This is a genomic window from Caniella muris, assembly GCF_943193035.1.
Taxonomy (GTDB): domain Bacteria; phylum Actinomycetota; class Coriobacteriia; order Coriobacteriales; family Atopobiaceae; genus Granulimonas; species Granulimonas faecalis.
This window is the reverse complement of sequence record NZ_CALPCK010000001.1, coordinates 48699-63084: the sequence shown is the minus strand read 5'-3', so window position 1 is coordinate 63084 and position 14386 is coordinate 48699. Positions and strand designations below refer to the sequence as shown.

The following is a 14386-nucleotide window of genomic DNA, read 5'->3' as shown; positions in this document are numbered from 1 at the left end:
TTTCCCACCCTTAGACGGCGCGGACGGCGGTGACGCCGGGGACGTGCTCCTTGAGGACGCGCTCGATGCCCATGGAGAGCGTCATGCCGGAGAGGGCGCAGCCGGCGCAGGCGCCGTTGAGCTCCAGGGAGACGACGCCATCCTCGTCCACGGACACGAGCTCGCAGTCGCCGCCGTCGGCCTGGAGGCTGGGGCGCACGGCGTCCAGGACCTTCTCGAGCAGCTCTTCGTCAACGGCCATGGTGACTCCTTACGGTCGGCGCGCCGAAATCCCTCCGGCGCGCAGGTGTTTTCTCCCGGCATGGTACCAGCTGTCCGTGTGCCGCGCATGGAGCGGGACCGGCCCTCAGTCCACCTTGGAGAAGAGGTGGCCCAGGGTGCCGCCCGGCTCGGGGGCGGGCAGGGGGCGCCCCTCCGCGACGGCCGAGAGGGCCTCCGCGGTGCGGCGCACCTGGCGGACGGCGCCGTCGGCATCCAGCAGCGTGGCGTCCACGAGGAGGCGCGTCACGCCGGCCAGGAGGAGCTCGCGCACCTTGGGCACGGCGTCCAGGGGCTCGTCCCACCAGATCCGGGAGCGGCCCTGGCGGTCCGTGCGCACCAGGAGCCGGCGGTCGTCGATGTTGCGCAGGTAGAGGTCGCGCGTGCGCAGGCGGCAGCGGTCGCAGTCGTGGATGCAGGCGTCGGCCATCTGGAGCACGCAGTGCTCGCTCGTCATGGCCCGCACGGCCCCGTGGACCGTGGCGCCCACGGGCACGGACGCCGCGCGGCACACGGGCGCCATCTGGGCGCAGGTGAGCTCCGGCGAGAGCCAGAATCCGGCCGCGCCGGCCTCCTCCAGCGCCTCCACGCAGCTGCGGTTGTGCACGGGGATGCAGCCGCGCACCTCTGGCGCGGCGCCGCGGGCGGCGGCAAGGGCGAGCTCGCTCACGTTGCCCACGGCCACGGCGACGCCGGGGGCCACGAGGGGGTCGACCCGGGCGTGGTCGGCCTCGCGGCAGACCTCGTCCAGTACGGGGATGCAGCCGGCCGGGAAGGCGTCGCCGCGGGCGGCGAGCTCGTCGCCCGGCACGTAGACCCGGGCGGCGCCGGCGGCCAGGGCGGCCACGGCGGCCTCGGGCGTGGGCGCCAGGCAGCAGACCTCGGCGTCCAGGGCGGCCGCGCGCACGGCGGCCTCGCGGTCGCGGGCGTCGCGGGGTACGGCGCGGCGGGTCTCCCCCACCCGGTCGGCGCGACGTGCACCGCACTCCTCGCACCAGGCCTCCCAGGCCGGCGGCGCCGCCGCCGTGGAGGCGCGGCCCGCGTAGGGGGCCTCGATGGCCGCCACGAGGGCGTCGACGGCGTCGGCGCGCACCCGGTGGAGCGTGGAGAAGCCCATGCCGCAGCCGGCCGAGAGCTCCACCTCCATGGAGACGGGCTCGAAGGGGCTCTCCCCCATGCGGCCCACGTGGGCGGCGACGTCCCCCCGCACGAGCTCCTTGGTGCGGGCGGCCTCCACGACGGGGCCCACGGCCTCGGCCGACGGGCCGTCCCCGTCGCGGCCCACGCACGTCAGGCGCACCGTCAGGGGCTCGCCGAGCACGCAGCGCACCCGGACGGCCACGGGCCGGCGCCGGGGCCACGGGCGGCCCTCCACGGCCGAGACGGCGTCGAGGGCCGCCTGGCTCCGGAGCACCCGGACCGGCGTGCCGGCGGGCACGGGGCGGCGCACGGGGCACCGGAGGCGCGTGCCCGCGGCGGCGTCGGCGGGCGCCGTTACGCAGAAGAACGTCTCGGGGGCGTCCACGGGGCGGAGCTCCAGGAGGTCCCCCCTGCCCACCGGGGCGTCGAGGTCCACCACGGCCTCCGCGGCCGAGCACGACCGCACGGCCCCCACGGTCTCGCCACGGTTGTTGGAGCGCTCGTAGCTCATCATCCCGTTGCCCGAGCGGCCCATGAGGTAGGCATCCGTGAAGTCGCGGTTGAAGGCGCGCTTGAGGCGTCGGTGCAGCGTGCCGTCCCCATCGGGGGCGGCGGCGCCGTCGTACAGGGCGTCGAGGGCCTCGCGGTAGGCCGAGACCACGGAGAGCACGTACTCGGGGGCCTTCATGCGGCCCTCGACCTTGAGGGACCCGGCCCCGGCGCCCATCAGGGCCGCGAGGTGGTCCAGGGAGAGGGCGTCCTTGGGGCAGAGCCCGCGCTCCCAGGCCGCGGGGCCGAGCCTCGTGCCCGAGGCGTCCTCGAGGGTGTGGGGCAGGCGGCAGGGCTGGGCGCAGAGGCCGCGGTTGGCCGAGCGCGGGCCCCTGAGCGAGCTCATCTGGCAGAGGCCCGAGTAGCAGAAGCACAGGGCGCCGTGGCCGAAGACCTCGCACTCCACCCCGGTGGCGCAGCAGGCGGCCACCTCCGCGAGGGAGAGCTCGCGGGAGAGCGTCACGCGCTCGTAGCCCGCGGCGCCGCACCAGGCGACGCCGCGGGGGTCGTGGACGTTGGCCTGCGTGGAGACGTGCACCTCCACCTCGGGCCAGCGGCGGCGCGCCTCGGCGGCGAGGCCCCAGTCCTGGACGATGAGGGCGTCGGCCCCCAGCCGCACGGCGCGGGCCACGGAGGCGAGGGCGCGGGGCATCTCGTCGTCCTGGATGACCACGTTGAAGGTCACGAAGACCCGCGCCCCGGCCACGTGGGCGGCGCGGCAGCAGAGGGCGAAGGCGTCGTCGTCGAGGTTGTCAGCGCCGCGGCGGGCGTTGAAGTCGTTGCCGAGGCCGCAGTAGACGGCGTCGGCGCCGCCGGCAAGGGCCGCCCAGAAGGCGTCCCGGGTGCCGGCCGGCGCCAACAGCTCGAGGAACCGGTGTCCCACGGCGCTAGACCAGCTGCGCGGCGTGGCGCTTGCCCACCTGCACGAAGGCGTGCTCCACACGGGCCGGGTCGACGTTGTAGTCCTTGGGTGCCACGGGCTCGTCGTTCAGGCGCACGGCCCCTCCGTCGATGAGGCGGCGCGCCTCGCCGGCCGACTTCGCCAGGCCGCAGGCCACGAGCACGGGCGGCAGGTACACGAGGCCCTCGTCGTTGAGGGCGATCTCGACGACCACCTCGGGGGCGTCGGGGCGCTTGTGCTCCTTGAAGAGGGCGTCGAAGGCCGCCGCGGCCCTCTCGCCCGCGCCCTCGCCGTGGTAGAGGTCCACGATGTTGGCGGCGAGCTCGCGCTTGAGGCGGTAGGGGTCCGCCGTGCCGTCGGCGAGGCCCCGCTCGATGGCGTCCACCTCGTCCACGGGGAGCGTGGAGGCGAGGCGGTAGTAGGTGGCGATGAGGTCGTCGGGGATGGACATGACCTTGCCGTACATGTCGTCCGCGTCGTCGGTGAGGCCCACGTAGTTGCCGTAGCTCTTGGACATCTTCTTCACGCCGTCGGTGCCGGTGAGAAGCGGCATGGTGAGGGCCACCTGGGGCTCCATGCCCATCTTCTCCATGAGGTCGCGGCCGGCCAGCAGGTTGAAGATCTGGTCGTTGCCGCCCATCTCCACGTCGGCCTCCACCACCACGGAGTCGTAGGCCTGGAGCACCGGGTAGAGGAACTCGTGGAGGGCGATGGGCTGCTGGTTCCTGTAGCGGTTGGAGAAGTCCTCGCGCTCCAGGATGCGGGCCACGGTGAACCTGCCCATGAGGCCCAGCAGCTGCGAGAGGTCCAGGGGCTTCAGCCACTCGCCGTTGAAGACCACCCGGGTCCTCTCGGGGTCGAGCACCTTCATGGCCTGCTCAACGTAGGTGGCGGCGTTGGCCTCCACCTGCTCCTCGGTGAGGGGCGGCCGGGTGGAGTCGCGGCCCGAGGGGTCGCCGATGAGGGCCGTGCCGCTGCCGATGAGCAGGACGACGTTGTGCCCCAGGTCCTGGAACTGGCGCATCTTGCGCAGGGGCACCGCATGGCCGAGGTGCAGGTCGGGGCTGGTGGGGTCCACGCCCAGCTTGATGGTGAGGGGGCGGCCGCTCTCGAGTTTCTTCTTGAGCCCGTCCAGGGGCACGATCTGCATCGTGCCGCTCTCGATGACCTTCAACTGCTCCTCGGCGCTGAGCATGGCGATCCTCTCGTTCGGGCCCGGGGACCCGGGCGTCGTGTGGTGCCTAGCCATGCTACCCCAAAGAGGGGGCCGCGCCCGGTGCACCCGGGCGCGGCCCCCTCACCAACACGGTCGTCCCGCAGGTCAGCCGGTGATCGACCTCATGGCCGACAGCAGGTCGCGGCCGTAGAGGCGGTTGCTGGCCCAGACGAGCCCGCCGTGGCCGTCCGCGCCGTAGTCCTCCAGGTAGGGGGCGATGCCGCGGGTCACAAGGGCGAACCTCGGGTCGACGCAGGGCTTGTTGAGCGCCGCCTTGGAGGAGTAGGCCTTGAGGTGCTGGGCCTGGGCGAGGAGGCCCTGCTGCACCGTGGCGAACGTGGCGGCGTTGCCGTTGGCGTTGCCGTCGAGCGCGCCGAGGCCGCCGAAGTTGCACTGGCTCGCGTTCACGATGCCGCCGAACTTGAGCCAGCCGGTCTCGTTGCCCACCTGCGCGGCGAGGACCTCGGGCCGCACGCCCTCGGACGTGGCGGCGTCCCACGCGGCCTGGGCGAAGGCCTCGGGCGTGGTGGCGCCGTACTTGGCGTCGGTGCGGTAGGCCTGCGGGTAGTTGGCCTGGATCTTGGCCGCGAACGCCTTGACGAAGGCGTCCTTGGACATGGATGACGAGCCCATGACCGGCGTGTTGGTCGTACGGGTGTAGACCTCCTTGCCGCTGCCGTCGAAGTAGTGGACCTTGGAGCCCGACGCCGTGGAGCTCGAGGGGCGCCAGGAGGCGTCGTACCAGGCATTCAGCGGGCCTTCGGAGACCAGGGCGCCGTCGGAGGCGAAGTTGCAGACCTTTCCGTCCACGGCGTGCACGCCGGTCACGGCCGCTCCGCTCGAGCGGTCGAGGAAGTAGCGCTTGCCGCCGTCGGTGAGCCAGCCCTTGCCCATGGAGCCCACGGGGCCGCTGGAGGCCGAGGTGCGCAGCCAGTAGCGCCTGCCGCCGTCGGTCACCCAGCCGGTGCGCATGGCGCCGGTGGAGCGGTCGAAGAAGTAGCGCTCCCCCTGGATGTCCTTCCAGCCCGTGACCCGCTTGCCGTTCTCGTAGTAGCAGCGCACGCCGCCCTCGGTCTGCCAGCCGGCCTTGACGCCCATGGAGAGGAGCGCGCCGTCGGAACCGAAGGTGCAGACCTTGCCGTCGACCGTGTGGGTGCCGGTGAGCGCCGCGCCGGTGGTGCCGTCGAGGTAGTAGCGCTTGCCGCCGTAGGTGAGCCAGCCACGGCCCATGGAGCCCACGGGGCCGTAGGTGGAGTCGGTGCGGAGCCAGTAGCGCTTGCCGCCGTAGGTGAGCCAGCCGGTGCCCTTGGAGCCCACGGGGCCGTAGGTCGACTCGGTGCGCAGCCAGTAGCGCTGGCCGCCGTCGTCGGCCCAGCCGGTGCGCATGGCGCCGGTGGAGCGGTCGAGGAGGTAGGACTGGCCGCCGTACGTGAGCCAGCCCTTGCCCATGGAGCCCACGGGGCCGTTGGCGGAGCTGGTGCGGAGCCAGTAGCGCTGGCCGCCGTCGTCGGCCCAGCCGGTGCGCATGGCGCCGGTGGAGCGGTCGAGGAGGTATCGCTGGCCGCCGCTGTCGAGCCACCCCTTGCCCATGGAGCCCACGGGGCCGTTGGCGGAGCTTGTGCGGAGCCAGTAGCGCTTGCCGCCGTCGTCGAGCCAGCCGGTGCGCATGGCGCCGCTCGAGCGGTCGAGGAAGTAGCGCTGGCCGCCGTCGTCGAGCCAGCCCCTGCCCATGGAGCCCACCGGACCGTTGGCGGAGCTTGTACGGAACCAGTAGCGCTGGGAGCCCACGGTCACCCAGCCGGTCCTGCGGGCGCCGGTGGACGGGTCGAGGTAGTAGCGCTGGCCGCCCTCGTCGAGCCAGCCGGTGACCTTCTTGCCCGACCTGTAGTAGTACCAGGAGCCGCCCTCGCTGTGCCAGCCGTTCTTGGTGGTCGAGGGGACCTTGCTGGCGGCCGGCTTGGAGTAGGTGTTGGGCCAGTGGCGCGCGATGGCCTCGGCGTCGGCGTAGCCCAGCTGCTTGAGGAAGGCCTCGCTCTTGAGCTTGGTGGCGTCCTCGAGGTTGTCGATGAAGGCGTGCTCGATGATGAGGCCCGTGGTGCCGTTGAGGCGCGGGTAGTAGTTGATGCCCATGGAGTCGGCCACGGAGCCGTCGGGGTAGGTCTTCCCCGCCCAGTTGTTGGTCTTGATCAGGCGGTTCTGGAGGTTGAACGGCGCGGCGCTCAGCTTGGACAGGAGGTCCCGGCCGAACGCGGAGCTCTCCGTGTTGGTGAAGCGGTTCCAGGTGGAGGTGTTGGTCACCAGCACCTCGGCGCCGCGGCCGCCGCCGCTGTTGAAGTGGAACGACACGAGCACGCGGGCGTTCTTGGCCTCGGCGCGCTGGTTGCGCTCCATGCGGCTCAGGGTCTCGTAGTTCTGCTTCGTCAGGAAGCTGGGGATGCCCAGCTGGGTCAGGCGCTCCTGGCAGTAGTTGGCCACCTTCCAGTTGAGCACCTCCTCGCGGAGGCCGAACCCGCTGGCACCGCTCTCGGTGCCGCCGTGGCCGGGGTCGAGCGCCACGGGGCCGCAGGCGGCATATGCGGGGGCCGCGAAGGCCAGCGAGACCGCAAGGGCGGCGCATGCCGCCAGCGGTACCCGGCGGTGGACGGCCCCCCGCCCCCTCTTAACCTCTCTCATCCAAACCCCTTCCGGTATGCATCGATTCATTCAGGTGGGAGTATAACTGTTTTCAGACCTACTGAAAATCAACTGATAGCGTAAGGGAACGTTTCTTACGCATCATGTCCGGGAACCCTTACCCTTCCTAAAATGCCGTGGAGACGCGCGCGGGCGGCCACGGCCCCGCCTCCCTTATCTGATAATGGCTACCGACCAAACCCCGAAGGAGGTCGCTTCATGGGAATCAGGACGCGACGTGCCCACCGGCACTCACGCACCCACATCGTGGGGTTCGGCGCAGCCGGACTCCTCGGCTTCATAGCCCTCGTCGTCATCGCCCTCGCCTTCTCCGTGGGCTCCATCGTCGATGGGTGGCTCCAGGACCTGCCCGACTTCGACTCACCGGACGCGTACCTCGTGTCGGAGCCCACCACCGTCTACGACGCCGACGGCAACGTCATCGCCGAGTTCATGGCCGAGAACCGCCGCAACGTCACCCTCGACGAGATCTCGCCCTACGTGCTCACGGGCACGGTGGACACGGAGGACATCCGCTTCTACCAGCACAACGGCGTGGACCCCCAGGGCATCGCCCGCGCCGCGCTCGTGACGCTCTTCGGCGGCTCCGAGGGCGCCTCCACCATCGACCAGCAGCTGGTGAGGAACACCGTCCTGTCGGACGAGCAGTTCGACCGCACCATCAAGCGAAAGGTGCGCGAGGCCTACATCGCCATCGAGATGGAGAAGAAGTACTCCAAGGACCAGATCCTCAACATGTACCTGAACACCATCTATTACGGGAACGGCGCATACGGCATCGAGGCGGCGGCCAAGACCTACTTCAACACCTCGGCCAAGGACCTCACCCTGGCCCAGGCGGCGCTCCTCGTGGGCATCCCCAACTCCCCCACCATGTACGACCCCACCCAGAACCCCGAGGCCTCCGTACAGCGTCGCAACCTCGTGCTCAACCGCATGCTCAGCGCCGGCGACATCTCCCAGGAGGAGTACGACGAGGCCCTCAACACGCCCCTCGAGCTCAACCCCGGGTCCAACACCATGTCGAACACCGGCGTCTACCCCTATTGGACGCAGTACATCAAGGAGGTGCTGTCGGAGGACTTCTCCAGCGACACCGTCATGAAGGGCGGCCTCAAGGTCTACACGACCCTCGACCCCGACGCCCAAGAGGAGGCCCAGAAGGCCGTCGCCGACCGCCTCGCCTCCATCGGCCAGGAGGGCCTCGAGAGCGCCCTCGTGGCCGTGGACCCCTCCACGGGCTACATCAAGGCCATGGTGGGCGGCAGCGACTTCTCCAAGAACCAGGTGAACCTGGCCACCCAGGGCATGCGCCAGCCCGGCTCGTCGTTCAAGGCCTTCACCCTCGTGGCGGCCATCCGCGACGGCATGGACCCCGACGTCTACCTCAATTGCAACTCGCCGCTCAAGGTGTCGTCCAACTGGACCGTCAAGAACTACGGCGGCATCTCCTACGGCACCATCACCCTGCGCAAGGCCACGGAGCTCTCGTCCAACACCGGCTACGTCCAGGTGGCCCAGGCCGTGGGCGGCGAGAGCATCGTCAAGACGGCCAAGGACATGGGCATCACCGAGGACCTCCCCGCCTACGACTCCATCACCCTGGGCACCATCCCCATCCCCGTCATCCAGATGGCCGAGGCCTACTCGACCCTGGCCTCCGGCGGCGTGCACCGCGACGCCGTGGCCATCACCAAGATCGAGGACCGCAACGGCAACCAGGTCTACGAGCACAAGGACACGCCCACCCAGGCCCTCGACCCCGCCGTGGCGGCGGCGGCCACCGACGTCCTCGAGGGCGTGGTCACCTCCGGGAACGGCACGGCCAAGGTGGTGTCGTCCTACGGCATCGACCAGCCCATCGCCGGCAAGACGGGCACCACCGAGTACGCCGACAACCTGTGGTTCTGCGGCTACACGCCCCAGATCGCCGTGGCGGTGTGGACGGGCTACCCCGACTCCTCCAAGACCGTCGTCATCGACGGCTCGGACGGCCACCCGTCCAACAGCTCGTGCCCCATCTTCGGCCAGTTCGTGAAGGCCTACCTGGGCGACACCCCCAGGGCCGAGTTCCCCGACGCCGACGCCAGGCCCACCTACAAGGCCAACAGCACCTGGTCGTTTGCCAAGAACACCGGGTCCTCCTCCAACGGCGGCTCCGGGTCGTCGTCCCGCACCGCCCAGGCGCCCCCTGAGGAGACCACGGTGACCGAGGAGACCACGACCACCACGACCGAGCAGCCCACGGCGCCCACCGACAACGGCCAGGGCCAGGGCGGCGCCACGACGCCCACGACGCCCTCCCCGGGCGGCACCACCGGCGGCGACGCGACGGGCGGCACCGGCACCGGCGGAACCGGCGGCACCGGCGGGACCGGCACCGGCGGGACCGGCACGGGCGGCGGCGACGCGGGCGGCGGTGCGGGCGGCACCGGCACCGGCGGCACGGGCGGCGGCGACGCGGGCGGCGGCACGGCCCCCACGGGCTGACGCCGCGACCGGCCCGGCGCGACCGGCCCGGCACCCCCCCACGAGGGACACAGAGGGAACCGAACGAGGGGCCCGGCGACCGGGAAGGTCGCCGGGCCCCTCTTCTTGGGGAACCTCTGAGAGGAGCGCCGCCCCCGTCAGGAGGGCGGTCCATCCGAAGGGCGATCGCCGCCGCACGGGGCGCGGTCCCCTAGCGCCCCTCCCCCGCCATGGCCTCCTTGAGGAGGGCGAGCTGCTCGGCCACCGCCTCGGGCGCGGTGCCCCCGAACGTGGTGCGCCGCGAGACCACGGCGTCGATGGCCACGGCGTCGGGGGCGTCGTCGCCAAAGAGCGGCGACCAGCTGCGGAGCTCCTCGGCCGTGAGGTCCTGGAGCGTCACGCCGGCCTTGACGCAGTCGGCCACCACGCGGCCCACCACGCCGTGGGCCTCCCGGAACGGCATGCCCTTGCCCACGAGGTAGTCGGCGAGGTCCGTGGCGGCCATGAAGCCCTCGTGGGCCGCCTCGGCCATGCGGTCGGACCTGACCACCATGGTGCGCACCATGCCCGTGACGGCGTGGAGCGAGCCCAGCACGGTGTCGAAGGCGTCGAACATCGGCTCCTTGTCCTCTTGGAGGTCCTTGTCGTAGGTGAGCGGGATGCCTTTGAGGACCGTGAGGATGGAGACCAGGTCGCCGTACACGCGGCCGGTCTTGCCGCGCACGAGCTCGCAGAAGTCGGGGTTCTTCTTCTGCGGCATGATGGACGACCCCGTGGAGTGGGCGTCGTCCATCTCCACGAAGCCGAACTCCGCCGTGGACCAGACGATGAGCTCCTCGCAGAGGCGCGAGAGGTGCATCTGGCACATGGAGCAAGCGTAGACGAGGTCGCACACGAAGTCGCGGTCGGCCACGGCGTCCATGGAGTTGGGGATGACCGAGGAGAAGCCCATGGCGTCCGCCGTCATGGCGCGGTCCAGCGGGTAGGTGGTGCCGGCCAGGGCCGCCGAGCCGAGCGGCGAGGCGTCCGCGGCGTCGAGGGCCGCGTCGAAGCGGCGGCAGTCGCGCAGGAGCATCCACGCGTAGGCCAGCAGGTGGTGGGAGAGGAGGACCGGCTGGGCGGGCTGGAGGTGCGTGTAGCCGGGCATCACGACGCCGGACTCCCCCTCCGCCCGCTCCGCGAGGGCGGCCACGAGGTCGAGGGCTGCGTCGTGCAGCGAGGCCGCGAAGCCCTTGGCCGCGAGGCGGCCGTCGGTGACGGTCTGGTCGTTGCGCGACCGCCCGGTGTGGAGCCGCCCGCCCGCCGGGCCGATGCGCTCGGTGAGCACGCGCTCGATGGCCATGTGCACGTCCTCGTCCACCGTGGGGTCGAAGACGAACGTTCCGGCCTCGATCTCGTCGGCGATCCGGGCGAGCCCGGCGCGGATGGCGTCCACGTCGGCCCCGTCGAGCACGCCCTGGCGGCCGAGCATCGTGGCGTGGGCGACGGACCCGGCGATGTCCTCCCGCCACAGGCGCCGGTCGAAGGGCAGCGACGCCCCGAAGAGCTCGAGCTCGCCCGAGGGCGTGGCGTCGAAGCGGCCTGACCAGAGGGGCTTCGGGGCTTGGTTCTGCTGGCTTTCCATGAATCGTCTACCTCGGTTTTTCGTCTACTTGTACAGGGTGACCTTGGCGGCGGCGCCGGAGGGCTCCACGCTCACCACGAGGGGCTTGGGGTCGCAGGCGGCCGCGGGGGCGTCGCAGGACGCGTCCTGGCCAAGGGTGCGCTGGGCCCACACCTTGTTGGGCAGGCCGTAGAGGTCCATGAAGCCCTTGGCGGCGGAGCGGTCGTAGGTGTCGCCCTCGTCGTAGGTGGCGAGGCCGAAGTCGTACATGGAGCTGTCGCTCTTGACACCGGTGACGGTGCAGGAGCCCTTGTAGAAGCGCAGGCGCACGTCGCCGGTGACGGTCTGCTGGGTGGACTCGAAGAAGGAGTCGAGGGCGTCCTTGAGGGGGCTGAACCAGAGGCCGCCGTAGACCTGCTTGGCCCACTCGTGCTCGAGCTGCAGCTTGACGGCCAGGACGTCGCCGGGCAGGCAGAGCGACTCGAGGTGCTTGTGGGCGGTGATGAGGGCGAGGGCGGCGGGCTGCTCGTAGCACTCGCGGCTCTTGATGCCGATGACGCGGTCCTCGATCATGTCGATGCGCCCGAATCCGTTGCCGCCGGCGATGTTGTTGAGCTTGCCGATGAGGGCGAGCATGGCCATGGGCTCGCCGTTGAGGGCCACGGGCCTGCCTGACTCGAAGGAGACCACGACGTCGCAGGGCTGGTCGGGGGCCTCGATGGGGTCGACGGTCATGACCCAGGCGTCGCAGGGCGGCTCGTTCCAGGGGTTCTCGAGCACGCCGCACTCGATGGCGCGGCCCCACACGTTCTCGTCGATGGAGTAGGGCGAGGACTTGGTCACCTCGATGAAGATGCCGTGGTCGGCGCAGTACTCGATCTCCTGGGAGCGGGTGAGGAGGTCCCAGTCGCGCACGGGCCCGAGGATCTCGAGGTCGGGGTCCAGGGCCTTGCACTCCAGCTCGAAGCGCACCTGGTCGTTGCCCTTACCGGTGCAGCCGTGGGCGATGGCCACGGCGCCCTCCTTGTGGGCGATGTCCACGAGATGCTTGCAGATGACGGGGCGGGACAGGGCGGAGAGGAGCGGGTAGCGGTTCTCGTACATGCCGTTGGCCTTGATGGCGCAGGCGCAGACGTCCTCGCAGAACTCCTCGCGCATGTCGATGGCGTAGGAGGCGGTGGCGCCGAGGGAGACGGCCTTCTGGGCGATGTCGTCGATGTCCGAGGAGCCCGGCTGGCCGAGGGCGGCGATGGCGGTGACGACCTCGTAGCCCTGGTCTTGGAGCCAGGGGATGAGGCAGGAGGTGTCGAGACCGCCGGAATAGGCGAGGACGACCTTGCCCTTGGGGGCGGCGGTGGCGGTGGTGGCGGCGGTGTTGGCGGTAGCGGTCATGGCTCTACTCCTTGACGATGGGTGCCGTCGACGGCGGTCCCCCGCGAGGAGGGGCCGTCCCAGGCTGTTCCGTTGTATGAGCTGGTCTTTGCTTGAAGACAGACGCACGCACCGCCTCGGCGGGGCATGCGCGGCCAGGCGGGCGCCGGACGGCGTCGCCTGGGGTCTGGGGCGCGGACACCCGGAGGCTCGAGGCCTACCGGATGGCCGCCATCATCGGAAGTTGCGGAGCTTGTTGATGTGGCCCTCGAACGCCTCCGCGCTCTCCGGCGAGGTGGCGACCACCAGGATGGTGTCGTTGCCGGCGAGGGTTCCCACGGCCTCCGGGAGGTCCGCGGCGTCGATGGCCGCGGCGATGCCCGACGCGGTGCCGGGCTGTGCCTTGACGAGCACGAGGTTGCCGGAGTGGTTGACGTCGGTCACGAGCTCGGAGACCATGCGCTGGAGGTGGAGGTCCTCGGCGAGGACGTACACGCCCTCGGGCAGCTTGCGCAGGCCCATGTCGGCGATGTCGCGGGAGACCGTGGCCTGGGTGCAGGCATAGCCGGCGTCCTCAAGCTCCTGGACAAGGACGCGCTGGGTGCGAATGCTCTTGCCGCGCACGATCTCGCGGATGGCATCCTGCCTGTTGTTGCGTCCCTTGACCAAAAAAAATCACCTTTGCCTTGGTTTCCTCGGTGCGCCATTCATCGTGGCGCATGAACCGGGGTCGCTCGGTCGAGCTCGTCGGCTTGCAGGCAGTTTGCCCCTGTCTGGACCTTTTGAGGGCAGTATTTCCCCTCAATTATTGTCTTCGTAACAAAACATGTCCGGTGGACGGTATCAAAGTGTCGGCAGACGGCCGGGTAGGCGCCATCGGGCTGTTTGCGGCATCCCCGAATAGGCGCCCTCACCGGCCGAGGGTCTATGATTGGTTACCCGAGGGACAAGATTCGTAAATGATACGGGAGGCCCCGTGAACGAGAGTCCGCAGATGGGAAACGGGCGTCCACCCCTGGGCAACGGGTCCGGGCGCCGCTCAGGCCACGGCAGCCGGTCCTCCTCCCGGAGACGGGCCCACGCCCAGCCGCCGCAGCTGCACGGCCGCGGCTACCAGACCCCGGCCCAGCGCCGCCGCAACGCGGGCGGCTACCAGCTCCAGCGCCACCCCATCAACTTCGCCGGACGCCGCGGGCGCCTGGGCGCGCTCGACCCGCGCCTCATCGTCGTCGTGGCCGTCGTCCTCGTGGCGGTGGTGCTCATCGTCTCCTCGGTGGTCTCGTGCGTGTCGTCGGCGCCCTCGCGGGACCAGGGCCCCGCGGTGTCCCAGGACCTGCCCGACGACCTCCAGAACTCGCTCAAGCAGGCCCTCTCCCGCGACTCCCAGCTGGCCGAGATCGCGGAGCGCGGCTCCGAGTACCCTGAGCCCCTTATCCGGCTCGCCCTGGCCGAGCCCGGCGCCGTGGGCTTCGTCTACGGCTGGACGTCCTCCGACCACGACACCGCCCAGCCCTACGACGACGCCGTGGCCCAGGGCGAGGTTCCCGCGCTCTACGGCTGGGACTCCCGCTGGGGCTACCTCGACTACGGCGGCTCCCCGCTCGCCGTGACCGGCTCGGGGCCCATCGCCTGTGCCATGGCCCGCATCGCGCTGCTCGGGAACGCCGACCAGACCCCCGCGACCATCGCCCAGGCGGCCGCAGACGCCGGCAAGGCCTCCGGCGACTCGGGCACCGACGCCTCGTTCTTCACCGAGAAGGGCGGCGACCTCGGGCTCGCCGTGGCGGCGCTCGACCTCGCCGGCACCGCGACCCCCGGGCAGAGCGCGGGCCAGGACTCCCCCGAGGGCGACGGCACCGCCGCGCCGGACGCCGCGGCCATGGGCGACGCCCTGGCGAAGGCCCTCGGCGACGGAACCTACGTGCTGGCCCAGACCGGCGGCGGCGCCCTCGGCACGACGCCGCACTGGGTGCTCGTGACCCCGGGGGACGGCGGCGCCGTCACGGTGCACGACCCCACGTCGAGCGGGAACTCCTCTCACCAGTGGGACCCCGCCACCGTGGCGTCCGACGTCGCGACGGCCCTGACGGTGCGGGCCGCCAAGGCATAGCACCTCGCCTCCCCCCAGCCCCCTCTGCGCCTGAAAACGACTGAGGGCGACCCGGCGTGTACCGGGTCGCCCTCA

The 14386-nt window shown here is 71.2% G+C and carries 9 protein-coding genes; 2 read left to right on the top strand and 7 right to left on the bottom strand.

All coding sequences use genetic code 11. The features are described from left to right. Positions 1-10: 10 nt before the first annotated feature. From NFR49_RS00250 to NFR49_RS00235, 4 genes are all read right to left on the bottom strand, one after another. Positions 11-241 carry a NifU family protein gene (locus NFR49_RS00250; protein ID WP_251157716.1) on the bottom strand — a complete coding sequence of 77 codons (231 nt, stop codon included), beginning with the start codon at positions 239-241 and terminating at the stop codon, positions 11-13. Between the two features lie 105 nt (positions 242-346). Further along, positions 347-2830 (bottom strand): U32 family peptidase, encoded by a 2484-nt coding sequence (locus NFR49_RS00245; RefSeq protein ID WP_251157715.1) that lies wholly within the window; start codon positions 2828-2830, stop codon positions 347-349. 4 nt (positions 2831-2834) lie between these two features. Next, the gene (gene tyrS, locus NFR49_RS00240) at positions 2835-4043 is read right to left on the bottom strand and encodes a tyrosine--tRNA ligase (protein WP_251158900.1); all 1209 of its coding nucleotides are present in this window, start codon (positions 4041-4043) and stop codon (positions 2835-2837) included. A gap of 126 nt (positions 4044-4169) precedes the next feature. Further along, on the bottom strand, positions 4170-6737 hold the full coding sequence (locus tag NFR49_RS00235) for an N-acetylmuramoyl-L-alanine amidase (protein ID WP_251157714.1): 2568 nt from the start codon (positions 6735-6737) through the stop codon (positions 4170-4172). Positions 6738-6956: 219 nt separating this feature from the next. On the opposite strand from NFR49_RS00235, the gene NFR49_RS00230 reads away from it, so the two are divergent. Further along, positions 6957-9248 (top strand): transglycosylase domain-containing protein, encoded by a 2292-nt coding sequence (locus NFR49_RS00230; RefSeq protein WP_251157713.1) that lies wholly within the window; start codon positions 6957-6959, stop codon positions 9246-9248. 190 nt (positions 9249-9438) lie between these two features. Here the strand turns inward: NFR49_RS00230 and argH are convergent, their stop codons facing one another. The 3 genes from argH to NFR49_RS00215 form a co-directional block, all read right to left on the bottom strand. Beyond that, on the bottom strand, positions 9439-10851 hold the full coding sequence (gene argH, locus NFR49_RS00225) for an argininosuccinate lyase (RefSeq protein WP_251157712.1): 1413 nt from the start codon (positions 10849-10851) through the stop codon (positions 9439-9441). Positions 10852-10875: 24 nt separating this feature from the next. Beyond that, entirely contained in the window at positions 10876-12222 is a 1347-nt protein-coding gene (locus NFR49_RS00220; protein WP_251157711.1) for an argininosuccinate synthase, read from the bottom strand. A 213-nt stretch (positions 12223-12435) separates the two neighbouring features. Further along, positions 12436-12870, bottom strand: a complete 435-nt coding sequence (locus NFR49_RS00215) for an arginine repressor (protein ID WP_251157710.1) — start codon at positions 12868-12870, stop codon at positions 12436-12438. A 307-nt stretch (positions 12871-13177) separates the two neighbouring features. On the opposite strand from NFR49_RS00215, the gene NFR49_RS00210 reads away from it, so the two are divergent. Continuing rightward, positions 13178-14311 carry a hypothetical protein gene (locus NFR49_RS00210; RefSeq protein ID WP_251157709.1) on the top strand — a complete coding sequence of 378 codons (1134 nt, stop codon included), beginning with the start codon at positions 13178-13180 and terminating at the stop codon, positions 14309-14311. The last annotated feature ends 75 nt before the right edge of the window (positions 14312-14386 follow it).